22 protein-coding genes are annotated in these 24,908 nt (G+C 66.6%); 11 read left to right on the forward strand and 11 right to left on the reverse strand.

The window, feature by feature from the left end; genetic code table 11:
• The first annotated feature begins 513 nt into the window (after window positions 1–513).
• A complete protein-coding gene (locus tag ACI0FO_RS05430) occupies window positions 514–2,742 on the forward strand; it encodes an NADP-dependent isocitrate dehydrogenase (protein WP_416024760.1) in 2,229 nt (742 codons plus the stop codon).
• Between the two features lie 91 nt (window positions 2,743–2,833).
• Here ACI0FO_RS05430 and ACI0FO_RS05435 read toward each other — a convergent pair whose 3' ends face one another.
• The 5 genes from ACI0FO_RS05435 to ACI0FO_RS05455 form a co-directional block, all read right to left on the reverse strand.
• The gene (locus tag ACI0FO_RS05435) at window positions 2,834–4,420 is read right to left on the reverse strand and encodes an ArnT family glycosyltransferase (RefSeq protein WP_416025651.1); all 1,587 of its coding nucleotides are present in this window, start codon (window positions 4,418–4,420) and stop codon (window positions 2,834–2,836) included.
• A gap of 266 nt (window positions 4,421–4,686) precedes the next feature.
• Complete coding sequence (gene gcvA / locus ACI0FO_RS05440) at window positions 4,687–5,622, reverse strand: transcriptional regulator GcvA (RefSeq protein ID WP_416024761.1); 936 nt, start codon at window positions 5,620–5,622, stop codon at window positions 4,687–4,689.
• A gap of 179 nt (window positions 5,623–5,801) precedes the next feature.
• The gene (locus ACI0FO_RS05445) at window positions 5,802–6,554 is read right to left on the reverse strand and encodes an amino acid ABC transporter ATP-binding protein (protein ID WP_416025653.1); all 753 of its coding nucleotides are present in this window, start codon (window positions 6,552–6,554) and stop codon (window positions 5,802–5,804) included.
• A gap of 37 nt (window positions 6,555–6,591) precedes the next feature.
• Complete coding sequence (locus ACI0FO_RS05450; RefSeq protein ID WP_006223039.1) at window positions 6,592–7,245, reverse strand: amino acid ABC transporter permease; 654 nt, start codon at window positions 7,243–7,245, stop codon at window positions 6,592–6,594.
• A 21-nt stretch (window positions 7,246–7,266) separates the two neighbouring features.
• Complete coding sequence (locus ACI0FO_RS05455; RefSeq protein ID WP_416024764.1) at window positions 7,267–8,058, reverse strand: amino acid ABC transporter substrate-binding protein; 792 nt, start codon at window positions 8,056–8,058, stop codon at window positions 7,267–7,269.
• Window positions 8,059–8,404: 346 nt separating this feature from the next.
• Between ACI0FO_RS05455 and ACI0FO_RS05460 the strand changes: the two genes are divergently transcribed.
• Window positions 8,405–9,232: a TlpA family protein disulfide reductase gene (locus tag ACI0FO_RS05460; protein WP_416024766.1), complete on the forward strand. Its 828-nt coding sequence runs from the start codon at window positions 8,405–8,407 to the stop codon at window positions 9,230–9,232.
• An 8-nt stretch (window positions 9,233–9,240) separates the two neighbouring features.
• Here the strand turns inward: ACI0FO_RS05460 and ACI0FO_RS05465 are convergent, their stop codons facing one another.
• The 4 genes from ACI0FO_RS05465 to ACI0FO_RS05480 are packed head-to-tail and all read right to left on the reverse strand — an operon-like array spanning window position 9,241 to window position 13,657.
• Window positions 9,241–9,564 (reverse strand): zinc ribbon domain-containing protein, encoded by a 324-nt coding sequence (locus ACI0FO_RS05465; RefSeq protein WP_416024768.1) that lies wholly within the window; start codon window positions 9,562–9,564, stop codon window positions 9,241–9,243.
• Window positions 9,561–10,709: a thiolase family protein gene (locus ACI0FO_RS05470; protein ID WP_416024770.1), complete on the reverse strand. Its 1,149-nt coding sequence runs from the start codon at window positions 10,707–10,709 to the stop codon at window positions 9,561–9,563. The genes ACI0FO_RS05465 and ACI0FO_RS05470 overlap by 4 nt, the downstream gene beginning before the upstream one ends.
• A complete protein-coding gene (locus ACI0FO_RS05475) occupies window positions 10,706–12,019 on the reverse strand; it encodes an MFS transporter (RefSeq protein ID WP_416024771.1) in 1,314 nt (437 codons plus the stop codon). Before ACI0FO_RS05475 ends, ACI0FO_RS05470 begins: the two co-directional genes overlap by 4 nt.
• Window positions 12,020–12,073: 54 nt before the next feature.
• Complete coding sequence (locus ACI0FO_RS05480) at window positions 12,074–13,657, reverse strand: ATP-dependent acyl-CoA ligase (RefSeq protein WP_416024772.1); 1,584 nt, start codon at window positions 13,655–13,657, stop codon at window positions 12,074–12,076.
• Window positions 13,658–13,793: 136 nt separating this feature from the next.
• On the opposite strand from ACI0FO_RS05480, the gene ACI0FO_RS05485 reads away from it, so the two are divergent.
• Both ACI0FO_RS05485 and ACI0FO_RS05490 read left to right on the forward strand, forming a co-directional pair.
• Window positions 13,794–14,699 carry a LysR family transcriptional regulator gene (locus tag ACI0FO_RS05485; protein WP_416024774.1) on the forward strand — a complete coding sequence of 302 codons (906 nt, stop codon included), beginning with the start codon at window positions 13,794–13,796 and terminating at the stop codon, window positions 14,697–14,699.
• Window positions 14,700–14,805: 106 nt separating this feature from the next.
• Window positions 14,806–15,690, forward strand: a complete 885-nt coding sequence (locus ACI0FO_RS05490; protein WP_416024776.1) for an MBL fold metallo-hydrolase — start codon at window positions 14,806–14,808, stop codon at window positions 15,688–15,690.
• A 36-nt stretch (window positions 15,691–15,726) separates the two neighbouring features.
• Here ACI0FO_RS05490 and argC read toward each other — a convergent pair whose 3' ends face one another.
• Window positions 15,727–16,653: an N-acetyl-gamma-glutamyl-phosphate reductase gene (gene argC, locus ACI0FO_RS05495; RefSeq protein WP_416024778.1), complete on the reverse strand. Its 927-nt coding sequence runs from the start codon at window positions 16,651–16,653 to the stop codon at window positions 15,727–15,729.
• Window positions 16,654–16,778: 125 nt separating this feature from the next.
• Between argC and ACI0FO_RS05500 the strand changes: the two genes are divergently transcribed.
• The 7 genes from ACI0FO_RS05500 (at window position 16,779) to ACI0FO_RS05530 (ending at window position 23,846) form a co-directional block, all read left to right on the forward strand.
• The gene (locus ACI0FO_RS05500) at window positions 16,779–17,675 is read left to right on the forward strand and encodes a LysR family transcriptional regulator (protein WP_416024780.1); all 897 of its coding nucleotides are present in this window, start codon (window positions 16,779–16,781) and stop codon (window positions 17,673–17,675) included.
• 249 nt (window positions 17,676–17,924) lie between these two features.
• Window positions 17,925–18,371: a MarR family winged helix-turn-helix transcriptional regulator gene (locus ACI0FO_RS05505; protein WP_416024782.1), complete on the forward strand. Its 447-nt coding sequence runs from the start codon at window positions 17,925–17,927 to the stop codon at window positions 18,369–18,371.
• A gap of 86 nt (window positions 18,372–18,457) precedes the next feature.
• Window positions 18,458–19,621: an HPP family protein gene (locus ACI0FO_RS05510; protein WP_416024784.1), complete on the forward strand. Its 1,164-nt coding sequence runs from the start codon at window positions 18,458–18,460 to the stop codon at window positions 19,619–19,621.
• Window positions 19,622–19,678: 57 nt separating this feature from the next.
• Entirely contained in the window at window positions 19,679–21,115 is a 1,437-nt protein-coding gene (locus tag ACI0FO_RS05515; protein ID WP_416024785.1) for a sensor histidine kinase, read from the forward strand.
• Window positions 21,112–21,753 (forward strand): response regulator transcription factor, encoded by a 642-nt coding sequence (locus ACI0FO_RS05520; RefSeq protein WP_416024787.1) that lies wholly within the window; start codon window positions 21,112–21,114, stop codon window positions 21,751–21,753. The genes ACI0FO_RS05515 and ACI0FO_RS05520 overlap by 4 nt, the downstream gene beginning before the upstream one ends.
• Window positions 21,754–21,852: 99 nt before the next feature.
• Window positions 21,853–22,341: a GlcG/HbpS family heme-binding protein gene (locus ACI0FO_RS05525; RefSeq protein WP_416024789.1), complete on the forward strand. Its 489-nt coding sequence runs from the start codon at window positions 21,853–21,855 to the stop codon at window positions 22,339–22,341.
• Window positions 22,342–22,472: 131 nt separating this feature from the next.
• The gene (locus tag ACI0FO_RS05530; RefSeq protein WP_416024790.1) at window positions 22,473–23,846 is read left to right on the forward strand and encodes a 3-deoxy-D-arabino-heptulosonate 7-phosphate synthase; all 1,374 of its coding nucleotides are present in this window, start codon (window positions 22,473–22,475) and stop codon (window positions 23,844–23,846) included.
• 85 nt (window positions 23,847–23,931) lie between these two features.
• On the opposite strand, the gene ACI0FO_RS05535 is transcribed toward ACI0FO_RS05530, so the two are convergent.
• The gene (locus ACI0FO_RS05535; RefSeq protein WP_416024792.1) at window positions 23,932–24,819 is read right to left on the reverse strand and encodes an aldo/keto reductase family oxidoreductase; all 888 of its coding nucleotides are present in this window, start codon (window positions 24,817–24,819) and stop codon (window positions 23,932–23,934) included.
• Window positions 24,820–24,908 lie beyond the last annotated feature (89 nt).

Here is a 24,908-nt window from a genome sequence, read left to right on the forward strand (position 1 = left end):
CAGAGGCGGCCACAAAAAACCCGCCTCGTGGGGCGGGTGGCTGTGACTGACTGCGGTCGCGCGCTAACCCACCATTCCAGGAATGATGGTAATAATCAGCGAAATGCGGACGGCGCGGGAAGTCATGGACCAAAGCTTGCGCCCGGCGCGCCGCTTTGTCAAATACGGGCGCCATGCCCGGGCGGGGTCCGTTGCTGAAATTCGGCCATCCCGCCATATCGAGGCCGTATTGCTGCGATATCGAGCCCATAAGACAGACTTTGGCGGCTATTTCCATGCGCGTTGGCGGTATCGCGGTATTACAATGTTCGGTTCGTGGCAGTCGCACCTCTCGGAATGCGCCGGACAACCGGCCATCAAATAAAGGGCGGGCTCCTGCCGATTTGGGCCGATCCGGGTCATTGATCCGCGTCTGCCCATACGAACCCACTCTCGATAACATCTACCGGCGTATGCCGCTTAGCATGTTCGGGTTTGCGCCCAAAGCGCCTCAGCCGAACAGATTCAAGGATCATGTCTCTTACTCCGAAGATTATCTATACCCTCACCGATGAAGCTCCGGCGCTTGCAACCCGTTCGCTGCTTCCCATCGTCCAGGCTTTCGCCAAGCCCGCGGGCATCACGGTCGAGACGCGCGACATCTCCCTGGCCGGCCGCATCATCGCCCTCTTCCCGGATTATCTCGAAGACAGCCAGAAGCTCTCGGATGCACTGGCCGAGCTGGGCGCGCTGGCCGTCAAGCCGGAAGCCAACATCATCAAGCTGCCGAACATCAGCGCCTCGATGCCCCAACTGAAGGCGGCCATCAAGGAACTGCAGGAACAAGGCTACAAGCTGCCCGACTATCCGGACGCCCCTGCCAACGACACCGAACGCGACGTGAAAGCGCGCTACGACAAGGTCAAGGGCAGCGCCGTGAATCCGGTCCTGCGCGAAGGCAACTCCGACCGCCGCGCGCCGCTGTCGGTCAAGAACTACGCCCGCAAGCACCCGCACAAGATGGGCGCGTGGTCGGCCGATTCGAAGTCGCATGTGGCCCACATGTCCGAAGGCGATTTCTACGGCACCGAAAAATCGGCGCTGATCGCCGAAGCCGGCGACGTCAAGATCGAACTGACCGCCGCCGACGGCACCAAGACCGTGCTGAAGGAAAAGACCCCGGTCAAGGCCGGCGAAATCATCGACGCCGCCGTGCTGTCGACCGCCAAGCTGAAGTCCTTCCTGCAAGCCCAGATCGACGACGCCAAGGCCACCGGCGTGCTGTTCTCGGTACACCTGAAGGCCACGATGATGAAGGTCTCCGACCCCGTCATCTTCGGCCACGTCGTGTCCGTGTTCTACAAGGACGTGCTGGCCAAGCACGCCGCCGTGCTCAAGCAAGCCGGCTTCGACGCCAACAACGGTATTGGCGACCTGTACGCCAAGATCCAATCGCTGCCCGCTGACCAGCAAGCCGCGATCACCGCCGACATCGACGCCGCCTACAAGACGCTGCCGCAATTGGCCATGGTGAATTCCGACCGCGGCATCACCAATCTGCACGTGCCCAGCGACGTCATCGTCGACGCGTCCATGCCCGCCATGATCCGCGACTCGGGCAAGATGTGGAATGCCGAAGGCCACCTGCAAGACACCAAGGCCGTCATCCCCGACCGCAGCTACGCCGGCGTCTACCAGGCCGTCATCGACGACTGCAAGAAAAATGGCGCCTTCAATCCGGTCACGATGGGCAGCGTGCCCAACGTCGGCCTGATGGCGCAAGCCGCCGAAGAATACGGTTCGCACAACAAGACCTTCGTCGTCCCGGCATCGGGCACCGTGCGCGTCACCGATGCGTCGGGCAAGGTCCTGCTGGAACAAGCCGTGGAAGCCGGCGACCTCTGGCGCATGTGCCAGACCAAGGACGCCGCGATCCAGGATTGGGTCAAGCTGGCCGTCGCCCGCGCCCGGGCCAGCAAGACGCCCGCCGTCTTCTGGCTGGACGAAAAGCGCGCCCACGACGCCCAGGTCATCGCGAAGGTCAAGCAGTACCTGAACGACCACGACACCAGCGGCCTGGACCTGCGCATCCTGGATCCGGTTGAAGCCACCAAGTTCTCGGTCAAGCGCATCCGCGAAGGCCTGGACACGATCTCGGTCACCGGCAACGTGCTGCGCGACTACCTGACCGACTTGTTCCCCATCATGGAACTGGGCACCAGCGCCAAGATGCTGTCGATCGTTCCGCTGGTCGCCGGCGGCGGCCTGTTCGAAACGGGCGCGGGCGGTTCGGCGCCGAAGCACGTGCAGCAGTTCCTGGAAGAAGGCTTCCTGCGCTGGGATTCGCTGGGCGAATTCATGGCCTTGGCCGAATCCCTGGACCACCTGGGCCGCGCGTACAAGAACCCGACCGCCCAGATCCTGGCCAAGACGCTGGATCAGGCAACCGCCAAGTTCCTGGACGAGAACAAGTCGCCCGACCGCAAGGTCGGCGGCCTGGACAACCGCGGCAGCCACTTCTACCTGGCCATGTATTGGGCACAGGCCGTGGCCGCGCAAACCGACGACCGCGCACTGGCAGCCCAGTTCGCCGGCGCCGCTGGCGCGCTTGCCGAAAGCGAAGGCAAGATCGTTGAAGAACTGAAGGCGGCCCAAGGCAAGCCGGTCGACATCGGCGGCTACTACCAGCCGAACGAATCGAAGGCCAGCCAAGCCATGCGCCCCAGCGCCACGCTGAATCAGGTGCTGGCCTCCATCGGCTAAGCCCTTCATCGCCGGGCGGCTGCTCGCCGCCCGCGCGAAGAAAAAGCCGGCAGCCCTTCCAGGCTGCCGGCTTTTTTTCATGGCTCAGCGGTCAGCGCGGCGGCTGACCGTCAGCGGGCGGGCCCGCGCACATCCGCTGACGGAACGCCACATCGATATCAAGACGCCACACCGCGCGCGTTTCGCCGGCGATGCGCGCGGGAACGCCGGTGATGGCGGGGTAGCGTGAGGCATCGTCGTCCCGGCCCCATATCCAGAAGCGCGCGCCGTCGGCCGACGCGCACAGGCGGGCGGTCAAATCAGCGTTGTCGACCAGCACCCGCTTGCCCGCGACGGGATCGAACTGCGCCGCGTCGTACAACTCTTTGCGCCAGTTATCCCGGGTGGGAATCTCGGGGTCTTGCCAGTTGTCGACGATCCAGGCGGGCGCCAAGGCGTGGGTGTAGAAGCCCAGGTCGAACGGCAGCGCATGCAAGGCGACCTGCCCGTCTTGCGGCCGCATTTCGCCGCGCAATTCCTGCATGGCCGGGCCGGCGCTGCCGCGCGGGTTGGTCGATGCCACAATGACCGCGCCCACGCAAACGACAGCCGCCACGCCCACCGCGATGGCAACGCCCCGACGCCTGCCCGCCGCCCAGGCTGGCGCGATACGTTCGCTGAGCAGCAGCGCCAGCGGGGGAAATACCGGCAGCACATAGCCGATCAGCTTGGACTGCGGGATGGAGAAGAACACCACCACCACCGCGATCCAGATCGCCATCAATCGGCGCAAGCCCTGCGGATCGGCTTCGCGCCAGAATGCGGGCGCCAAGAGCGACACGCCCCAGACCGTCCACGGCAGCGCCAACCCAACCATGATCGGAACATAGAACCACACCGGCTGCGCATTATTGAAGCCGCTCTGCGCGAAACGTTCAAAGTGCTGATAGACAAAGAAATAGTGGAAAAAGCCCGGAAACTTTACCTGCATCAACCAGAACCACGGCACCGCCACGGCCGCGAACGCCAGCAAGGCCGGCACCCAAAGCAGCGCGCGCATGCCGCGCCAATCCCGCCGCAGCAGCAACCAGGCCAGCACGATGGCGCCGGGCAGCGCCAGGCCGATCAATCCCTTGGCCAGCACGGCCAGCGCCGCCAGGACGCCAGTGGCGACTGACATCGCACGAAACGGCCGCCCCTGCCCTCGCCGCAACGCCGTGTCGGCAGCGGCCAGCACGCATAACGTGATCATGCTGGCGACCAGCATGTCCATATTGGCGAATTGCGCCGCCCCGAAAAACAAAGGCGTCAGCCCCAGGATGGCCACGGCCCAGCGCGCCTGCGCCGCGTTCCGGTAGCGCGAGACAAAGGCATAGAGCCCCGCGCCGGCGCTCCAGGCGCCGATCAACGACGGGATGCGTGCGCTGAACTCGTTCACGCCGAACAACGCATAGCTGGCCTGCGCCAACCAGTAATACAGTGGCGGCTTGTGGAAATACGGCATCCCGTCCAACAGCGGCACCATGGGAGAGCGGCTACGCAGCATCTCCCAAGCCACGCCGGCATAGCGCCCTTCGTCGGGCAGCGTCAGCCAACGCGCCCACGCCAGAGCGGCCAGCCACAGGGCCAGGCACGACAGAACCCGCCAGGCGGAGACGGTTTTTTGCATGCTGGCGGGCCGCGCGGCGGCGAACGTCATGACGGCGCTCATGCACGGCGCTCCGGATTGCAGGACGCGGCGGCAAAACGGGCCAGCAGGGGCAAAAGGGGCAAGCAAGACTCAAATGGCATCTGATTGGGGGAAACGCATTCAAAAGAAAGGGAAGCTCGCGCCATTATGGAAAGCCCCGCGTCGATTTCTCATGAAATTTCGCGCCCCACGCTGCCTTTTTCAGTCATCCGGAGCCTGCGGGAATGGACAGGCGCCGGCGATAGGCGCCGCGCAGCCGCAGCACCCGGGCGGCGTCAGCCAGCCGCTCGGCTCTCGGCCGCCGCCAACATGGATTGCGCGGGCGCCGGTTGCGCCGCTTCGGCCTTCACCCAGTCGATGAACGCCTGCACTTCCGGCCGGGCCACGGCGTCCGGCCGGCTGACGATGTAGTACGCAAACCGCGCCGGCCAAGGCCGGTCCAGCGCCAGCGCCAGCCGGCCCGAATCGATGTCTTCCCGGGCATGGGTGTCCTGCACCAGCGCGATGCCCTGCCCCGTGCCGGCCGCGCGCAGCAACAGCAGGTCGTCTTCAAAACTGGGGCCGCGCTGCGCGTCGGCCCCGGCGTCCACCCCGTGCGCCTGCAGCCACAGCGCCCAATCGGCGCGGTCGGAATCCTGCAGCAACGGGTACTTCAGGCAATCTTCGGGCGATCGGATGGCCGGGCCTTGCGCCAGCAGGGCCGGACTAGCCACCGGCAGCAGCACGGGCGTCATCAGCCTGAACGTCGACAAGCCCGGGTAATGCCCCAAGCCATGGCGCAACGCCACGTCGATGCGGTCGCGCTTGAAGTCCACCAGCTTGGACGACGCCTCGACCCTGACTTCGATATCGGGATGCAACGCCGAGAACCGGCCGATGCGCGGCACCAGCCACGACGACGCGAACGACGGCACCGTGCTGACCGTCAGCGTGCGCTGGGCGCCGTAGGACTCCAGCAGCGACAACGATTTTTCAATCTGGTCGAAAGCACGCAGCAAGCCGGGATAGGCGCTGGCGCCGGCGGGCGTCAGGCGCACGCCGTGACGTTCGCGCACGAACAGCGCCAGGCCCAGCCGGTCTTCCAGCAAGCGGATCTGCTGGCTGACGGCGCCCGGCGTCACGCCCAGGGCCTCGGCGGCCGCTTTGAGGCTGCCCAGGCGCGCAGTCTCGGTAAAGGCTCGCAAGGCAAGCAAAGGCAGCACGGCACCCATGACGCATTCCTTTAGAAAAACTAATCTCTTATCCAGGCAAGAATATCACGGACTAGCGGCAACAATTACCATGATGTGGAGACTACCTGATCCCTCAAAAGATAGCTGAACTAAAAACAAAACAGCCCGCTGGAAGGCGGGCTGCTACGGGCGATGCCAGGCCGCAAGCGGCCACCGGATCAGAGCATATGCGCCAGGAACTCCCGGCTGCGCGCGTGCTGCGGGACACGGAAGAAGTCCGCGGATGGGGCTTCCTCGACGATGCGGCCCTCGTCCATGAAAATGACGCGGTGCGCCACTTCGCGGGCGAAGCCCATTTCGTGCGTGACGACCAGCATCGTCATGCGCTCGTCGGCCAACTGCTTCATCGTGCGCAGCACCTCGCCCGTCAGTTCGGGGTCCAGCGCGGACGTGGGTTCGTCGAACAGCATGATGTCGGGTTCCATCGCCAGCGCGCGGGCGATCGCCACGCGCTGCTTCTGGCCGCCAGACAGGCGCGTGGGATAGTTGTCGCGTTTGTTCAGCAGGCCGACCTTGCGCAGCAGCTCTTCCGCTTTCGGAATGATCTGGGCCTTGGACATGCCCTTCACCGTCAACGGCGCTTCGATGATGTTCTGCAGCACCGTCATGTGCGGAAACAGATTGAACGACTGGAACACCATGCCCATCTTGCGGCAGATGCGGCGCACGTCGGCGTCGCTGGCGTACTGGCTGCGGCCGCCAGCGACGGCGCGGGCCATGGTTTCGCCTTCGATGTCGATGCTGCCTTCGTCGATGGTCTCAAGATGGTTCAGGCACCGCAGGAACGTGCTCTTGCCCGACCCCGACGGGCCGATCACCGCCACGACCTCGCCCTGGCCCAGGGTCAGCGACACCTGGTCCAGTACGCGGTTGGCGCCGAACGACTTGATGATGCCGCGGGCCTGGATCATGACGGGACGCGCGGCCGCGTCGGCGCCGGGCGTCGGATCACTGATCATATTTGGCATAGCGCTTTTCCATGTGCTGGAAGAACCACGTCAACACCAGCGTCATGAGGAGATAGAAGGCGGCGGCGACCAGGAACGGCGTGGTCGTGAAGTCGCGCTGCACGATGCCGCGCGCCGTCCGCAGGATGTCGTTCAGCGCCAGCACGTAGATCAGCGACGTGTCCTTCACCAGCGTGATGGTCTCGTTGCTCATCGGCGGCAGCACGCGCTGCACCATCTGGGGCAACACGATGCGGCGCAGCGTCTGCAGGTAGGTCATGCCCAGCACCTTGCTGCCTTCGTACTGGCCGCGGTCCACCGACTGGATACCGGCGCGGAAGATCTCGGCGAAATACGCCGCGTAGTTCAGCGCGAACGCCACCACGGCGGCCGGAAAATCCGGCAGGCGCACGCCCACCACCGGCACGAACGGCAACGCGAAATAGATGAACAGCATCTGCAGCATCAGCGGCGTGCCGCGCATCAGCCAGATGTAGCCATTGACCAGGCTGCTTAGCAGCGGCCATTTCGAAATACGCGCCAGCGCCAGCACCAGCCCCAGGGGCACTGCCAGGGCCAAGGTGATGAAAAACAGCGTCAAGGTCACTTTCGCGCCTTCCGCCATGGGCCCCAACAGGGAGAGTACGTAGTCCATTCAGTGGATCGCGCCGCTCGCTTACTTGATGATGTTGGCGCCGAACCACTGGGTCGCGATGCGGCCGGCGGTGCCGTCCTGCTTCATCGAATCCAGCGTCTTGTCCAGCTTGCCCAACAGTTCGGTGTCGTCCTTGCGCACGCCCACACCGTAGTCTTCGGTGCCGAAGTTCTCTTCCAGCACGCGGTATTCGCCCGCGCGCTTGCTGATCAGGTAGCGGCCCACCACTTCGTCGACGACGATGGCGTCCAGGCGACCGGCGGCCAGGTCCATCAAGGCCGTGACGTTGTCGCCGAATTTCTTCACTTCCTTGATCTGGGCGGCAACCGGGTCCTTGGCGATGGCGTCGGTAGCGCTGCTGCCGTCCTGCGCGCCCACGGTCTTGCCCGCCAGATCGGCCTTCGCCTTCACGGGCGAGGCGTTGCCGACGATGATGATCTGGTGGTTGGCCATGTACGGCGCGGTGAAGCTGATGTTCTTCTTGCGCTCTTCGGTGATGGTCAGGCCGTTCCACAGGACGTCGACCCGCTTGCCGTTAAGTTCGGCTTCCTTGGCGCTCCAGTCGATCGGCTTGAATTCCACTTCCAGCCCCAGGCGCTTGCTGGCTTCCTTGGCCATGTCGATGTCGAAACCGACGATCTGGTTGCTCGTGTCACGAAAACCCATGGGCGGGAAATTGTCGTCCAGGCCCACCACGACCTTCTTGGCGGCAGCCGGCGCCTGCGCGCCAGCGGTGGGCGCGTTGTCGCTGGGGCCGCAAGCGGTCAGCATCGTGGTTGCGGACACGAGAAGAACAGCAGTCAGTTTTTTCATAGTTATGGGTGCGCGGGGCGCAAAAATGAAGAAGCCGGAGGGGCTGGGCATTCAGCCGAGAGCCGACATTTTAGCGTCACTACGGAACCTGCCCATGGAAGGCCAGCCTGCGTCCTGCCGCCGGCCGGCCAGGCGCGGTGAATCACCCGCGATGGGGCGTGATGGAACGCCTGCGGATCACGGCGCTGGTCAGCCTGATCGGCATCCCGCCGGGCATGCGGATCGGCGCCCTGGCCGCCCTTTTCGGCGCGGCATGATAGGCTTTCCCGTTAACTTGGGAAGGCAGCATGCAACTGAAGACCAATGACCGTGGCGCAACCTCCCGCTATCTGACCGGAGCGGGCGCATGATGCCCGCCCTGCGCCTTGGCCCGCTTGTCATCCCCACCGACTTCGCCCTCCTGATCGCGGCCGCCGCCGTGGGCCTGCTGGCGGCGCGCCTATTGAACCGCCAACGTGATCTGGCCACTGACCTGAGCACCGCCTTGTGGCGGGCGCTCTTGATCGGCCTGCTGGTGGCCCGGCTGAGTTTCGTCTGGCAGTACCGCGAACACTACCTGCCTGATCCGCTGAAGGTGCTGGACCTGCGCGACGGCGGCTGGCACGGATGGGCCGGCCTGGCCGCCGCCTGGGCCTACACCCTGTTCGCGGCCCTGCGGCGCCATGCCCCGCGTGCCGCGCTGGTGGGCGCCTTGGCGCTGGCAAGCGCCGTCTGGGTGGGCGGCGGACGCTGGCTGGCGCCCACGCCGCAAGCGCAGCCAGAACTGGCCGCGTTGGCCGTGCAGGGTGTCGACGGCGCGCCCGCCGCGCTGACCGCCTTCCACGGCAAACCCACGGTCATCAATCTGTGGGCCAGTTGGTGCCCGCCATGCCGCCGCGAAATGCCGGCTTTCGCCAAAGCGCAGGCCGCCAATCCCGACGTCAATTTCGTGTTCCTGAATCAGGCCGAGGCGCCGCCAGACGTGGCTAAGTTCCTGGAGCAGCATGCGCCCTCCCTGCGTAACGTGCTGCTGGATCCGACAGGCGCTGCCTCGCGCAAGTTCAGCAACCGCGGCTTGCCCGCCACGCTGTTCCTGGACGCGCAGGGTCGTTTGGTCGACTTGCGCGTGGGCGAGCTGTCCACGGCGTCGCTCGCGCAGCGCCTGGAAGCCATTCAGAAAGCGGACGGCGGCTGACCGGCGCCTCAGTGCGGCGTTGCGCTTGCCCAGGGCAACGCCAGCCCCTGCGTCATCCGCACAAAGAGATGCAGGCGCTGGCCGGCATGGGTGGGCGGCGCGTCCAGCCGCACCACCATCTGGGGGCCGTCAGGCAAGGCGCGCACGGTGGCAATAACGGCGGAAGCCGCGTCGCCCGGCTTGGCGGGCATCTCGGTCCACGCCAGCAATTCGGCAGCTTGCACGGCGATTTCTCGCGCCTGGTTCTGATCCTGTCCGCAGGCCGGGCACCACAAGCGCGCGGGATACACGCGATGACCGCATGCCTGGCATTCAAAGACGTTCGCGCTCATGCTTCCTCCGCTGCAAGCACCGCGGCATTGGCACACATGCCGTAGCGCAGCTGCACCATGCCGTAGCCGGTGACGACGCCATATCGCAACCCGCGCAATTGGCGCCCACCTGCCTGACCCAGCAACTGCCGCGAGACCTCGACCAACCCGTGCATGCCGCCCGCCGTGCCCGCCTGCCCCGCAGACAGCTGGCCCCCCGCCGTATTGACGGGCAAGGAACGCGTGGCAATGCGCCGGGCGATAAAACCCGGCAGATCGTTCGCATCGGCAAACCCCAGATCGCACAATTGCGCCAGCGCCATGGCGGGATAGTCGTCGTATACGCTGACGACGTCCATGTCTTCCGGCCCCACGCCCGCGCGGCGCCACAGCGCCGGCGCGAACTCGGCGATGCCGGTTTGCAGACCATCCCCTTCCTGCTGATCGGCGTTATAGCGCCCGTCGCTGGCGATCAACCGCACGCTGATGCCTTGCGGCCTCGCGCGCAGCACCAACGCGCTGGCCCCGCTGATGACGGGCACGCAATCCAGCCGGCCCAGCGGCGGCGCCACCAGCGGTGCGTCCAGGTATTGCGCCAGGGTCAGCGGCTGGCGATATGCGGCATTCGGGTTTTCGGCCGCCCACTGCCGTTGCGCCACGCACAGGGCGCCATAGTCTTCGCGGCGCAAACCCGTGCGCGCCATTTGCCGCTGCGTCAGCATGGCGAAAAGCGGGTTCGGCCCTTCGCAGCCCAGCGGGCTGAGATAATCTTGCGCGCTGCGGTTGTAGCCGCGCACCAGCCCCGCGAAATCCGCGCCGGTGAAATGGTCGCCCGACACCAGCACGATGGTGTCGGCCTGCCCGGCTTCCAACGCCAGCCACGCCTGGCGCAGCAGATTGATGGCGCTGGCGCCGCCCATTTCGTCCTGCATGCACCAGTTCAGCCGCAGCCCCAAGCGCCAGGCCAAATCGATAGCCCGGTCGGGGCGCAGCGTGAACGACGCCACGCCCAGCCCGTCCACATCCGCCGGGGCCAGGCCCGCGCTGCGCAGCGCTTCGCCAATGGCCTGCGCCATCAGTCCAGCGGTACTGCACGACGCGTCGGGGTGGCGCAGCGACGGCGTTTCGCCCACGCTGACGATGCCGGGACCACGGGCCACGCTCATTCCGAGTCCTCGCGGGGCGGCTCGCGCGTCAGCAGCAAGGTGACCACCGTGATGGCGGCCATGCCCACCAGGAACCACGCGACCGGCGTGGCCGATTCATACTTGCGCAGCAGCGCCATCGCGATCAACGGCGACAAGCCGCCCGCGAACACCGACGCCAGTTCATGCCCCAGCGCCAGGCCGGTATAGCGGACTTCGGCCGGGAACAGTTCCGCGAAGTACGCGGGCTGCGTGCCGATCATGGCGGCATGGCACACCGTGTTGCCCAGAAAGAAGGCCAGGAAGATCCAGACGGGTTCCTTGGTCTGCACCAGCCAGAAGAACGGAAACGCCACCAGCAACAGCCCGGCTGAACCGATCAGGTACACCGTGCGGCGCCCGATGCGGTCGGACAGATGGCCGAACCACACCAGCGACCCCAATTCGACGAACATGGATGCCAGCACACCGCCCAGCATGACGTCATTAGGGATGCCCAGGAATTTTCCGTAGGCCAGCGCAAACGCCAGGAAAATGTATGACCCGCCGTTCTCGGCCACGCGCAACCCCATCGCGGTCAGGACCTGGCGCGGATAGCGGCGGAAGACTTCCACGGCGGGCATGCCGCGCTTAGCCGTCTTCTTGGCCTGCACGAATTCTTCACTTTCGGGAATGTGCTTGCGGATGTACAGGCCCACGCCAAAGATCAGCACGCTAAGCAGGAACGGCAAGCGCCATCCCCAGCTCATGAACGACTCTTGCGGCAATTGCTGGGCCAGCATGAAGACGGCTGACGACAGCACGAAGCCGCCCGCCACGCCCAGCTGGCTGAACGACGAGAAATACCCGCGCCGCTTGCCGCCAACGGCCTCGCTGATCAGCAACACGCCGCCGCCCCATTCGCCGCCCGCGGCCGCGCCCTGCAAGATGCGCAGGACCACCATCGCCACCGGCGCCCAGAATCCAACCTGGTCGTAGGTCGGCAGCAGGCCAATGAGGAACGTCGCCGCGCCCATCAGTCCCAGCGTCCATTCCAGCGCCAGCTTGCGGCCATAGCGGTCGCCGATGTGGCCGAACACCACCCCACCCAGGGGTCGCGCCAAAAAGCCCACCGCGAAACCCGCGAACGCGCCCATCGTGCCCAGCAACGGGTCGGTCCCTTTGGGAAAGAAGAGTTCTCCGAACACCAGCGCCGCCGCCGTGCCGTAGATGAAGAAGTCGTACCACTCCATCGCGTTGCCCGCGACCGAGGCCATCACCACGCGCCGGGTTCGCTTTCTTTTCGCCTCGTCGCCAGCGGACAACGCCGCCCCCTCGTATGCCATCGTCATTGCCGCCCCTTGGATTTTTGAATGGATCAATGGCGCGAGATGCGCCGGTTAGCGCTATCGCGCCACGCGATAGCCGGCGGCGTCCCGGTCCCAGGTGTCGCCGGTGACGCCTTCTTCCCGCAAGCGGAACTTGCGGACCTTGCCGTTCTCGGTGCGCGGCAGATCGTCCAGCACGCGCAGATAGCGCGGCACGGCGAAATACGGCATGCGGGGCTGGCAGAAATCCAGCAGCGCCGCATGCGTCAACGATTGGCCGGGCTTGTAGACCACCGCCGCCATCACTTCGTCTTCGGCCAGCTCCGAGCGCACGGCATAAACCGCCACGACCGCCACGGCCGGATGCGCGAGCAGCACTTGTTCCACCTCGTAGGACGAAATGTTCTCGCCCCGGCGGCGGATGGCGTCCTTCGTGCGGTCCAGGAATCTGAAATAACCGTCGGCGTCGCGGACCACGCGGTCGCCCGTGTGGAACCACAGGTTGCGCCAGGCTTCGACCGTCTTGTCGTCCATGCCGAAGTAGCCCGTCGCCACCGCGAACGGCGGCCTGGCGCGCAACAGCAGTTCGCCCGGTTCGCCGTCCGGCACCGGCGCGTCGTCCTCGTTGGCCACCATCGCGTCGAATTCGGGCGCAACGCGGCCCATGGTGCCGGGTCGTTGTTCGGCCAGCGTCCCGCCCAGTGCGAAATTGGTTTCGGTGGACCCGTAGCCCTCCAGCAGCGCAATGCCGGTACGTTCGGTGAAGGCGCCATGGAAGCGCTCGGGCACGCCGGGCGCCAAGGCGATGCGCGTGCGGTGCCGGCGCTCCGCCGCCGTCGGTTCATGCGCGAGCAGCATCGGCACCATCGCCCCCAACAGATACGTCACGGTCGCGCCGGTGGCTTCCAGCCGATCGAAGTAGCGGCTGGCCGAGAAACGCTCGTCGCAAATGATGGAAGCGCCCGTCACCAGCGCCTGGAAACAGGCGTTCAACGCGTTGGTGTGAAACAGCGGCAGGCTGGTGTAGAGCACATCGGCGTCGCGGATCTCCAGGTTGCGCGCCGCGATCGTGCCCCACCAATAGAACTGCGCATGCGGGCAGCACACGCCCTTGGACAGGCCCGATGTGCCCGAGGTGTACAAGATTGCCAGCATGTCGCCAGGGCGGATGTCGGCGGCCGGCGGCAGCGGCGCATCCGGCGGCGACGGTGGTGGACTGGCCGGCGCGGGCAGGCCGGCGACCGGCGCGGCCGCGTCCAGCAGCCAGATGGCGCGCAGCGCCAAGCCGGCAACAGATTCCGTGTCGGCCAACGCCGACACGGCCGCGCAGGACGCCGCGTCCGCCACCAGCAGCACGCATCCGCTATTGGCCAACATGTGCCGAAGCTGCATGCCGCGCGACGCGGTGTTGATGGGCACCACCACCGCGCCCAGCCAGCCGCAACCCAGCACCACGGACAGGAACTCGTGCCGGTTGCCCGACATCAGGCCCACGCGGTCGCCCCGCCCCACGCCAACCGACGCCAGGCGCGCGGCCCAGCTTGCCGCGTGGTCCGGCGCATCGCCGAAGCGCAGGACGCCGCCCGGCGCCTGCACCCATACGCGCTCGCCCAGACGGGCGCCCTGCTCAACCAACAACGACGGCAATGTCAACGCATGCATGGCGACGATTTCCCCGGTGGCGCGGCCGCTGCCAAGGCGGCGCGGCTCTGAGAAATTAGTCTAAGAATCAACTATTTATGTGTCAAATTTATGGGTATTATTTATCTTATAAATCACATTGATATCAAGGGCATGCGTGGACTTCGACCTGAATCTCATGCGGGTTTTCCTGATCGTGCTGCATGAACGCAGCGTCACGCGTGCGGCGCAACGCCTGAACCTCACGCAGCCCGCCGTCAGCTATGCGCTGGCCCGGCTGCGCGAGCGCTTCGACGACCCGCTCTTCGTGCGCACGGCCACGGGAATGCAACCCACGCCAATCGCATTTGCGCTGGCGGGCCCCATCGAACGCGGCATGAACAGCTTTGCCGAAGCGGTCAATCTGCGCCAGCGGTTCGACCCGGCCACCAGCACCCGCCGTTTCCGGCTGTCGATGTCCGACATCGGTGAAATGGTCTTCCTGCCGGTACTGATGGAACGCGTCCATGCGCTGGCCCCGCGCTTACGAGTCGAAGTGGTCGAGATCGCGCTGGAACAGTTGCCGCAGGCGCTAAAGGACGGCGAGATCGACCTGGCCATCGGCAATCTGGCGGGACTGGGCCGCCACACCCGCCATGCCGACCTGTTCAGCGAGCGCTACGCCTGCATGGGCCGGCGCGGCCATCCGGTGTTGTCGGCCGGCCTGACGCGCGGCCAGTTCAAGCGCCTGGACCATATCCTGGTGGCGGCGCGCGGCAGTGCGCACCGCCTGTTGGACGACGTGCTGGGCGAAGCCGGCCTGCACCGTCAGCCCTATTTGACACTGCCGCACTTTTCCGCCGCCGCCGAGATCGTGCGCCGCACCGACCTGACCGTCACGCTGCCCTTTCGCGCAGCCCTCTGGTTCAACCGCGACAACGCCTTCCACATCCGCCCCCTGCCCATCGCGCTGCCGCCCTTGTGCGTTACGGTGCACTGGCATCCGCGCTTCGAAAACGATCCTGGCACGATGTGGCTGCGCAATCTGGTCGAAACCACCCTGGCTGACGAGAAGCCCGGTTGATATGAACGATATATGCAACAGACTCAGCCGAAAGCGCGGATAGATCCGAACGTTTCATGCAACTAGACTGGCTCCACTTTCACTCACTTCCGTCCGAGAGCCCGCCATGCCCCGCCTTTCTTCCCTGCGCCGCCTGCTGCAAACCGTCACGCTCGCCATGCTGGTCGCCCCGCTTCACGCCGCAGGAACCGACCTTGCGCTGACCCATTTCAATCCCGGCAACGACGCGATTTTCCAGGTGTCTTCGGTGCTGGTCAGCGGCCAGCATGAAGCCATCCTGATCGACGCCCAGTTCGGCAAATCACAAGCCGAGAAAGTCGTGCAGATGGTGCGCGCCAGCGGCAAGAAACTGACCACCATCTACATCAGCCACGGCGACCCCGACTTTTATTTCGGCCTGGACACGGTGCTGGCCGCCTTCCCCGACGCCCGCGTCGTGGCCACCGAACCGACCGTGCGGCACATCAAGGAAACCGTGGACGGCAAGCTCGCGTTCTGGGGCCCGAAGCTGGGCGCCGACGCGCCTTCCAAGGCCGTCATCCCGCAAGTGCTGCCCGGCCGCACACTGACGCTTGAAGGCAAGACGCTGCAAGTCACCGGGCTCGACGGCCCGCAACCGGACCGCAGTTTCGTATGGATCCCGTCGCTTAAGGCCGTGGTGGGTGGCGTGGTGGTGTTCGGCAATCTGCACGTCTGGATGGCCGACACGCAAACGCCGCAATCGCACCAGGACTGGCTGGCCACGCTGGCCCGCATTGAAAAGCTGGCCCCCGTTACCGTCATACCCGGCCACTATGCACCGGGCGCCCCGCTGAACCTGGAATCGGTCCGCTACACGCAAGGCTATATCCGCGCGTTCGACCAGCAAACCGCCAAGGCCGCCGACGGCACCGCGTTGATCGCCGCGATGAAGGCGCAATATCCCCAGTCTGGCGCGGCGGCATCGCTGGACATCAGCGCCAAGGTCGCCAAGGGCGAAATGAAATGGTGATACCTGCGGCGCGGTGACCCCTGCCGCAGGACAAGACTATGCGGCCAGCATCAGGTTCAGGTTCTGCACCGCCGCGCCCGACGCGCCCTTGCCCAGGTTGTCGAACACCGCGGTCAGCAGCACCTGGCCATGTGCCTCGTTACCGTAGACGGCCAGGCGCAAATCGTTGGTGCCATTAAGCGCCTGCGGATCCAGATGGGTGTGGCCCTGGGCTTCCAGGTTGTCCACCACCTGCACGTGCGCCGTGCCTGCGTAGTGCTGTTGCAGGCAATCATGCAGCCGCTGGCGCGTGACGCCCGCCGGCAACAGACGCAAATGCAGCGCAATCGTCAGCACGATGCCTTGGCGGAACGCGCCGTAGGCCGGCACGAACACGGGCCGTTGCGTCAGGCCGGCGTGCGCTTCGATCTCGGGCGTGTGTTTGTGCGCCAGGCTCAGCCCATACAGCTGGAAGGCCGGACCTTTCGCGCCATCCGGTCCTTCATAAGCCTCCACGCTGGCGCGGCCGCCGCCCGAATAGCCCGATACCGCGTGCACCACGGCCGGGTAGTCCGCCGGCACCAGTCCGGCGTGAATCAACGGGCGCAGCAAGGCAATGGCCCCGGTCGGATAGCAGCCCGGGTTGGTGACGCGCGTGGCACGGGCGATCTTCTCCGCCTGGGCCGCTTCCATCTCCGGAAAGCCGTACACCCAACCCGGCGTCGTGCGATGCGCCGAACTGGCGTCGATTACGCGCACCTTGGGGTTGACGACGGAGGCCGCCGCCTGGCGCGCCGCCTCGTCGGGCAGGCACAGGATGGCCACGTCGCTGGCATTGATCGCTTCGGCGCGGCGCTGCGGATCCTTGCGTTCGGCCTCGGGCAGCGTCAGCAGGCGCAGATCAGTCCGGCCGTGCAACCGTTCATGAATCTGCAGGCCCGTCGTGCCTTGGTCGCCGTCGATGAAAACAAGAGGATGGGTCATGGCGTGCTCCGTCCCGTTCGGGAGGTGAGAATGGTAGTGACAAGTCCGTATCATCGATCGGGTCTCAACATAAGAAAAGTCGAATATCATGACTGTCGAATTCACGTTTTCTGAACGATAAGCCGATGCGAGAAATCAGCCTGGACCGCTTGCGTACCCTGGTGGCCATTGCCGACCTGGGGTCGTTCGCGGACGCCGCCCGCGCGCTGCATCTGGCGCCCCCTACCGTCAGCCTGCACGTAGCCGACCTGGAAGCCCGCATCGGCGCCCCGCTGCTGACCCGCAAGCGGGGGCAGGTGCGGCCTACCTCGATCGGCGACACGCTGCTGGAACGCGCACGCCGCCTGCTGGCCGAGGCCGACCAGGCCCTGGACGACGTGCAGCGGCAGGTACAGGGCCTGTCCGGCCGCGTGCGGCTAGGCGCATCCACCGGCGCCATCGCCCATCTGCTGCCCCAGGCGCTGGAGTCGCTGGGCCGCCATCACCCCGGCATCGACGTGCAAGTCGCGGTGCTGACCTCTCAGGAAACGTTGCAGCGCCTGCATGACGGCACGCTGGACGTGGGGCTGGTGGCGCTGCCGCAACCGCCCCTGGACGGGCTGGTGCTCAAGCCCTGGCGGCGCGACCCGGTCATGGCATTCCTGCCCGCCAGTTGGGCAGCGCCGGCGCGCGTCACGCCGGCCTGGCTGGCGGATCGGCCGCTGATCCTGAACGACGCCACGACACGGCTATCGCGCCAGACCGGCGAATGGTTCGCCAACGCCGGCTTGAACCCACGCGCCCGTATCCAGCTGAACTACAACGACGCGATCAAAAGCCTGGTGGCGGCCGGCTACGGCGCCACGTTGCTGCCGCACGAAGCCACCGCGCCCCAACCGGATCCGCGCATCGTCATGCGCCCGCTGCGGCCCGCGTTATGGCGCCCGCTGGGCATCGCGCACCGGGCGGAAAAGGTGGAACAGGCCACCCGCCATGTGCTGGATGTGCTGTGGGAACTACGGGCGGCAAACGGCGGCGGATAACGCCAACACCGTCACGGGGCGCGGCGGAAGTACGCCATGCGTTCGCTTTCGTCGCGCAGCCGGCGCGCGCGCGAACGGAACAGGTCCTTGCGGCCCACGATGACCAGGCGGCCCGTCGCGCGATCCACGATGGGTACGCGTCCCGCCAGCGTGCGTCGATACGGAAATTCAAGAAAACAACACGAAGAAAGCGCCGGGGTTTGCGCCAGATCATTTATATCGTATCCCGACATATATTAGAATCGGCGGGTGAAAACCTCTCCGTCCCCCACTCCGCTGTCGCCCGCTGATTACGAACTGCTGGCCGACTTCCGCTACGCGTTGCGCATGTTCGCCGCCTTCAGTGAAGGCGCCGCCGCGGAACTGGCACTGACCCCGCAGCAGCACCAGACCTTGCTGGCCATCAAGGGCACCGGCAAAAGCCCGTCTGGCCGGCGCGGCCTGTATGTGGGCGAAATCGCCGACCGCCTGTTGATCCGCCCGCACACGGCGGCCGAACTGGTCGGCCGCCTGGCCCGGCTGGACCTGGTCAGCCGCGAGGCCGACCCCGAAGACGGCCGCCGCGTCGAAGTCGTGCTGACCCCTAAAGCCGAACGCGTGCTGGAAAGCCTGTCCGCCTCGCACCTGGAGGAACTGCGCGCCATGCGGCCCCTGCTGGCCCGCCTGCTGACTCGCATCGGCGACGACCCCGTCTGAATCCCCCGACCACGACTCGCGGTGCCCCACCGCCGCGTGATAAATTGTCGTCCCCCGACATATTTAAGGCATGCAAGGAGATCGTTTTGGGTGTGGCAATCAAGCGCTGGCTGAGCGCGTTCGCGCCGGCGCCTGTCGGCGTCAACCGGCGCGAGAAGCTGTATGGCGCCGTGGGCGCGCTTGTCGGGCTGTTCTGCACGGAATGGGTGGGGCACCACGCGCTGGGCAGCGCCAACCCGTGGTTCATCGCCCCGATGGGCGCATCCGCCGTGCTGCTGTTCGCCGCGCCCGCCAGCCCGCTGGCCCAACCCTGGTCCATCCTGGCAGGCAACCTGGTGTCCGCCCTGATCGGCGTGTTCTGCGCGCAAATGATCCCGATGCCAGGCGTGGCCGCCGCCGTCGCGGTGGCGCTGGCCATCGGCGCCATGTTCAGCCTGCGGTGCCTGCATCCGCCCAGTGGCGCCGTCGCGTTGACCGCGGTGTTGGGCGGACCTTCCGTCGCCAGCCTGGGCTACGGCTTCGCGCTGTGGCCGGTGGGATTGAATTCCCTGATCCTGCTGTGCATCGCCGTGGCATTCAATGGCGCGCTCAAGCGCAACTATCCCCGCCGCCACGCCGACCCGGCCCCGGGCCACCACACCCGCGACGCCGCGCCCAGCGCCCGGCTGGGCTTTAGCCGCGCGGATCTGGACGACGCCCTGTCCCAACGCGGCGAACTGCTGGACATCAGCAAAGAAGACCTGGAAGACATCGTGTTGGCCGCCGAGCTGCGCGCCAGCCTGCGCCGCTTCGGCGACGTGTCCTGCGCCGACATCATGTCGCGCGACGTCGTCACCGTGCAGGAGCAAGACCCGCTGGACGACGCGATCCGGCTGTTCGACAAGCACCGCCTGCAGGCGCTGCCGGTATTGGATTCGGCCGGCCGCTATGCCGGCATGCTGGCGCAGGGAGACGTGCTGGCGCGCAAGAGCCGGCTGGTGACCGCCACCGTCGACGGCGTTCCGACCTTCGACCTGCGGGTGGCCGACTGCATGCGCAGCGAAGTGCCTTTCGCCACGCCCGGCTTGCCCGTGATCGAACTGGCGCGCCCCATGTCCGACAGCCTGCACTGCGTGCCGGTGCTGGACGCGTCGCGCACCTTGCAAGGGCTGATCACCCAGTCCGATCTGGTGGCGGCGCTGTACCAGATGGCGGTATCCGCCAGCTCGCAGGCGGCTGCGGGCGCGGATCCGGGCAAGCGCGTCGCCTGAGTCCTCCGTAGCCCTACGGATTCCTGTCCGCGCTGGCCGCAAGGCATAATTTCAGGCGTGAACCTCTTATCGCGCACGCGCGCCCTCTTCTGCTGGCTGTTCCTGTTCTGCCTGGGCGCCGCCTGGATCGCCCGCCAGGAATACGTCGACCAGTACGACCGCTTCTTCCAAAGCACCAGCATTGCCCAGCGCATGCTGAGCCAAAAGACGGTGCAGCACGAAGCCGTGTTGGCCACGTTAACGGCGCTGTCGCATCCGCCCGCGCCCGAGCGCCTGTACCCCAGCCTGCAACCTGCCCTGCCGCAATTGTTGGGCCTGGGCTATTTGGCCGACGGCGCGTGGTCGGGCAGCACGGCCGCGCCCCCCGGCTGGGCCGCCGCGCGGGAACGCGCGCGCCAGATCGGGCGGCCCGTCGCCTTGCCGGTAGACACCGCGCAGTACTGGTTGATCGCGCCGTCCAGCTGGAGCCTGCTGCTGGATGCCCGCCAACTGGTGCCCGCCGCCGACTTCCCGCCGGGCTTGGCCAACCTGAGCCTGACGGTGGACCGCGTTCCTTTGCCGCTGCTGGACAAGCAGCCGGCTGACGCGTTGGGATTAACGATGAGCCTGCAGAAACCGCTGGGTGCAATCAGCCAGCCTTTCCAGATGCGCAGCACGCGCACGGCGACGCCCGGCTACTGGCCATGGCTGGCCTGGCTGGCGTGGGCCGTGGCCAGCGCGTTGCTCGTGGCCGGCGCGGCGGCGTGGCAGCGCTCGCGCGCCGACGCGCGCCGGCAGCAGGAACAGGTGCGGTTGGCGGCGATGGCCCGCTTGAGCACGCTGGGCGAAATGGCCGCGGGCATCGCACATGAACTGAACCAACCCCTGACCGCCATTCTGGCGCATACGCGCGCCGCCGACCGCCTGCTGGACGACGATGACGAACGGCCCGCCGTGCGCCATGCCCTGCTGGCCAGCTCTGAACAAGCCAAACGCGCCGCCGACATCATCAGCCGCCTGCGCGCCCTGGTGCAGCCCAGTTCGCCGGCGCAGCGCCAGGCCCTGGATCCGGACGCGCTGGTGGCGTCCTTGCGCTTTCTGCGCGAACCGGACCTGGCCCGGCAAGGCATCCGCCTCGGGTGGCACAACGCCAGCCCTGGCGCGCAGCCGCTGGGCGACCGCGTGGCGCTAGAGCAAATCCTGCACAATCTTGTTCAAAACGCCGCGGATGCGCTGGCGGGTGCCGATGGCCCGCGCCACATCCAGATCGAAGGCCGCGCCGAAGGCGACGACTACCTGTTCATCGTGACTGATACCGGGGCGGGCATTGCGGCCGACGCGCTGCCGCGCCTGTTCGCGCCGTTCTACACCACGCGACCGCAGGGCATGGGCCTGGGGCTGGCGCTGTGCGACACGCTGGCCGGCGCCATGGACGGCCGCATCGCTGCCCGCAACCTCCACCCTTGCGGCGCCTGCTTCACCGTCAGCCTGCCGCGTTCAGGAGCCTCCGCATGACCGCCACCGACGCGCGCACCCTGGCGCTTTCGCCCCAGGTTTATCTGGTCGACGACGACGACGCCGTGCGGGACGGGCTGGCGCTGCTGTTGCGCAGCGTCGGCCTGCGCAGTGCCGGTTTCGGCGATCCGTTGGCCTTTTTGGCGCAGTTGGTTCCCAGCGCCATCGGCTGCGTCGTGCTGGATATCCGCATGCCCGGCATCAGTGGGCTGGACGTGCTGAGCCGGCTGGCCGAACAATCCGACTTGCCCGTGGTCATGCTGACCGGGCACGCCAACGTCGACCTGTGCCGCCGCGCCTTCAAGGGCGGCGCCATGGAATTCCTGCAAAAGCCCGTGGATGACGACGTGTTCCTGGACGCCGTGCAGGCCGCCGTACGCACCCACATCGCCAGCCGCGAACGGTTGGCTGTGACGCAAGCCGCCGCCGAACGGCTGGCGCGGCTGTCGGGGCGCGAACACGAGGTGCTGGAACGCATCGTGCAAGGCCTGAGCAATAAAGAAATCGCGCGCGAGTTCGACCTGTCGCCTCGCACGGTGGAAACCTACCGCGCCAATGTCTTTGCCAAGTTGGAAGCCGATTCGCTGGCGCAGTTGATCCGCCAGTACGCCACGTTGCTGGATCGAGGTCCTCCGTAGCGCTACGGAGGCATCCGCGTATTCGGGCGTATACCGCCCGCGCGGGGTTTTGGCCACACTGACGGCTCCTACCGAATGTTCCCGAAAAGGACGCAGACCATGACCCGTTTCTCGCTTGCCACCTTGATGTCCACCCTGGCCTTCGCCGGCGCCGCCAACGCCGCCGTGCTGAACGAAAGCAACCTGTCCATGGCCGATGCGCAAAAGCTCGCTACCGCCACCGTGGCCGCGTGCCAGGCCAAGGGCTACAACGTCAGCGCCTCGGTCGTGGACCGCGCCGGCTTGCTCAAGGCCTTTGCCCGCGCCGACAACGCCGGCCCGCACACCATCGAAGCCAGCCGCGCCAAGGCCTTCACCGCCGTCTCGGCCAAGACCCCGACGCTGACCATGATGGAAAACGCGCAGAAGAACCCGGGCGCGGCCAACCTGAAAGACATCCCCGGTTTCCTGCTGCTGGGCGGCGGCGTGCCGGTCAAGGCCGGCGCCAACGTCATCGGCGCGATCGGCGTGGCCGGTGCCCCCGGCGGCAACCTGGATGCGCAATGCGCCGACGCCGTGCTGGAAGAAAACGCGGCGATGTTCAAGTAAGGCGGTTGGGAGGGTTGCGGTTGGAAGCGTTGCGGCGGGTCCTGGTGCCCTGATCGCGCAATCCGCATCACGTCAGCCGGGCCCGCTTCATGCGACACTGCTGGTCATTGCCTGACCGCTGATGCTTGCCAATGCCGCTGCCGCCCTCCCCACCGTTGCTGGACACGATTCTCCGCACCGTTGCGCGGCGCTACCGCGTGCCGCCCACGCCCGAAGCGGCAATGCACACGCCGAATGCCGGCCCGGCCGCCCACCTGGCCATGACCATCGAACATGCACGCCAGGCCCTGGCCCAGGGCTTGACGCCAGGAACGGCGACCCAGCAGGATTTTCTTCGCGCGCTGGCACAACTGATCCACGAGGCCATGCGCGCGAAAGAAGGCGACCCCGCCTTCCAGGCCATCGTGCTGCGGCATCGGGCGCCGCAGGTACGCGAATTCGCGTCGCTGTCCGCCGTCGCCGACCAAGACCGCCGCCAGATCCATGCCGCCGCCAACGCGATCGCGCATCCGGCCAAGCTGCAACGCATGGCGCCGGGCCCGGACCGTGACGCCCTGGCGCCGCTGCAAGCGGCAGTCTCCACCGCGTCCTGGACGGCGCTGCGTGACGCTGCGCGCCGACTCCGCGCCGTCTCGGATAAGGGGGGCGACCCCTCCGTCCAGCGAGCCCTGGCCCGCCTGCTGGACGATCAGGCGCTGGAGCGCCTGCAGCGCCTGGAGGCCTTGGCGCCGGATGCGCAGGTGCGGCAGTATCAATCGCTATGGGACCGCCACGGCCCGCGCTCCGGAAGCCCTGGCGCCGCCGCGCAAGGTTCAGCGGCCCAGCGCCGTGGCGCCGCTGTCGAAGCGTTGGCCACGCAAGCGCTGGAGGCCCTGGCGCAGCGCCTGAATAACGCCGAAGGCGACCCTGCGCGTTATCGCGTGGTGACGGCAATGTTGGTGCCATCGTCCATACCCGCCAGTTCGGAACGCGCCAAGAGCGAATGGGACGCCGTCCTGCTACGCCAGACCGGCACGGCCGCCGCCGCGCCGGTCTGGGACGTCTGCCTGCTGATTGAAGCCAAGGCGTCGGTGGACGCCGCCACCGCCGACCTGCCCCGCCTTCAGCGCGGCTTGCGCCTGCTTGCGCACGCCGAAGCCCACATGGTCTATCCCTTCCAGACCCGGCAAGGAATCGTGAACCTGCGCGGCGCATCGCTGCGGGCGCTGCCGACCGATTCGCCCGCGCTGAATGGCACGGTGCTCTATTGCTGCGATGCGCCGGCCGACGCCGCACCGCGCCTGCTCAGCGCCGCCAGCCGGATGCAACTGCTGTCGGCGCCGGCCAGCGTGGACTACGCGTGCAAGCTCGAGGCCGGGCAGCAGCCAGATCCGTCGGCGCTGGAACCTGTTTGGCGGCAATTGCTGGAGTCGCCTCAGTGGGTGCCGGTGCTGCACCAGTATCCGACGCTGCGCCAAGTTCGCGATTTGATGGTTCACGTCGACGATCTGCTGGCTGTGGTGTAGCCGTTCGGCGGCCGCAATGACCACGGTGCCGCTTGACCCAATTGGCGGGGCCGGCCGCGGCCGCCCAGGCTGCCGCGGACACGCATCAGCCGGCCGAGCGTCCAATCCCGTCCAAGGCCTGGATCTCCGCGGCCGGCAGCGTCAGGGTCGCCGCAGCCAGGTTCTCGCGCAGGTGGGCCACCGACGAGGTACCGGGGATGACCAGGATATTCGGCGCGCGCTGCAACAACCATGCAATCGCCACCTGCATGGGCGTCGCGCCCACCCGCTGCGCCACCTCGGTCAACGTGGCGGATTGCAACGGACTGAAGCCGCCCAACGGAAAGTACGGCACATAGGCAATGCCGTCCCGCGCCAGCGCGTCAATCAGCGCGTCGTCGTGGCGGTGCGCCAGGTTGTACTGATTTTGCACGCAGACGATGTCGCACAGCCCGCGGCCTTCCTGAACCTGCGCGGCGGTAACGTTGCTTAGGCCAATATGCCGCACCAGGCCGCGTTGCTGCAGCTTGATCAGCGCCGACAACGGCTCGGCGATCGACCCTTCCTCGGGCCCGTGCACGCCAAACATGATGCGCATATTCACCACGTCCAGGACGTCCAGCCCCAGATTGCGCAGATTGTCTTCGACCGCGCTTTCCAGGTCGGCCGCGCCATCCGCGCGTATCCAGGAGGCATCCTCGCCGCGCCTGGCCCCGATCTTGGTCACCAGCACCAGGTCATCCGGGTAAGGTGACAACGCCTCGCGAATAATCTGGTTGGTGACGTGCGGCCCGTAGAAGTCGCTGGTGTCGATGTGATTGACGCCGTTGGCCACGGCTTCGCGCAGCACGGCCAGCGCCGCGTCGCGGTCGCGCGGCGGGCCGAAGACGCCCGGGCCGGCCAATTGCATCGCGCCGTAACCCATGCGTCTGACCGATTTGGTCCCCAGCGTGTAGGTGTCTTGGCGATGACCTTCGTTGTGTAGCGTTGGCATGTCGGATCTCCTGGCGAAAAGGAAAGATTAGCCCTTTCCGCCGCCTTGGATAATCAGGCAAAAAACCCGGACGCGCTACCGCCCCGCGC

This window comes from Achromobacter marplatensis (assembly GCF_049060505.1).
Classification (GTDB): Bacteria; Pseudomonadota; Gammaproteobacteria; order Burkholderiales; family Burkholderiaceae_B; genus Achromobacter; species Achromobacter marplatensis_A.

Bases quoted from the DNA above. Each gene is read 5' to 3' on its own strand.
- ACI0FO_RS05460 (WP_416024766.1), top strand. From the start codon at position 8,405: ATGATGCCCGCCCTGCGCCTTGGCCCGCTTGTCATCCCCACCGACTTC.
- ACI0FO_RS05455 (WP_416024764.1), bottom strand. From the start codon at position 8,058: ATGAAAAAACTGACTGCTGTTCTTCTCGTGTCCGCAACCACGATGCTG.
- ACI0FO_RS05470 (WP_416024770.1), bottom strand. From the start codon at position 10,709: ATGAGCGTGGCCCGTGGTCCCGGCATCGTCAGCGTGGGCGAAACGCCG.
- ACI0FO_RS05475 (WP_416024771.1), bottom strand. From the start codon at position 12,019: ATGACGATGGCATACGAGGGGGCGGCGTTGTCCGCTGGCGACGAGGCG.
- ACI0FO_RS05535 (WP_416024792.1), bottom strand. From the start codon at position 24,819: ATGCCAACGCTACACAACGAAGGTCATCGCCAAGACACCTACACGCTG.
- ACI0FO_RS05465 (WP_416024768.1), bottom strand. From the start codon at position 9,564: ATGAGCGCGAACGTCTTTGAATGCCAGGCATGCGGTCATCGCGTGTAT.
- ACI0FO_RS05445 (WP_416025653.1), bottom strand. From the start codon at position 6,554: ATGATCCAGGCCCGCGGCATCATCAAGTCGTTCGGCGCCAACCGCGTA.
- ACI0FO_RS05530 (WP_416024790.1), top strand. From the start codon at position 22,473: ATGCCGCTGCCGCCCTCCCCACCGTTGCTGGACACGATTCTCCGCACC.
- ACI0FO_RS05435 (WP_416025651.1), bottom strand. From the start codon at position 4,420: ATGACGTTCGCCGCCGCGCGGCCCGCCAGCATGCAAAAAACCGTCTCC.
- ACI0FO_RS05525 (WP_416024789.1), top strand. From the start codon at position 21,853: ATGACCCGTTTCTCGCTTGCCACCTTGATGTCCACCCTGGCCTTCGCC.
- ACI0FO_RS05500 (WP_416024780.1), top strand. From the start codon at position 16,779: ATGCGAGAAATCAGCCTGGACCGCTTGCGTACCCTGGTGGCCATTGCC.
- ACI0FO_RS05450 (WP_006223039.1), bottom strand. From the start codon at position 7,245: ATGGACTACGTACTCTCCCTGTTGGGGCCCATGGCGGAAGGCGCGAAA.
- ACI0FO_RS05490 (WP_416024776.1), top strand. From the start codon at position 14,806: ATGCCCCGCCTTTCTTCCCTGCGCCGCCTGCTGCAAACCGTCACGCTC.
- argC (WP_416024778.1), bottom strand. From the start codon at position 16,653: ATGACCCATCCTCTTGTTTTCATCGACGGCGACCAAGGCACGACGGGC.
- gcvA (WP_416024761.1), bottom strand. From the start codon at position 5,622: ATGGGTGCCGTGCTGCCTTTGCTTGCCTTGCGAGCCTTTACCGAGACT.
- ACI0FO_RS05430 (WP_416024760.1), top strand. From the start codon at position 514: ATGTCTCTTACTCCGAAGATTATCTATACCCTCACCGATGAAGCTCCG.
- ACI0FO_RS05480 (WP_416024772.1), bottom strand. From the start codon at position 13,657: ATGCATGCGTTGACATTGCCGTCGTTGTTGGTTGAGCAGGGCGCCCGT.
- ACI0FO_RS05520 (WP_416024787.1), top strand. From the start codon at position 21,112: ATGACCGCCACCGACGCGCGCACCCTGGCGCTTTCGCCCCAGGTTTAT.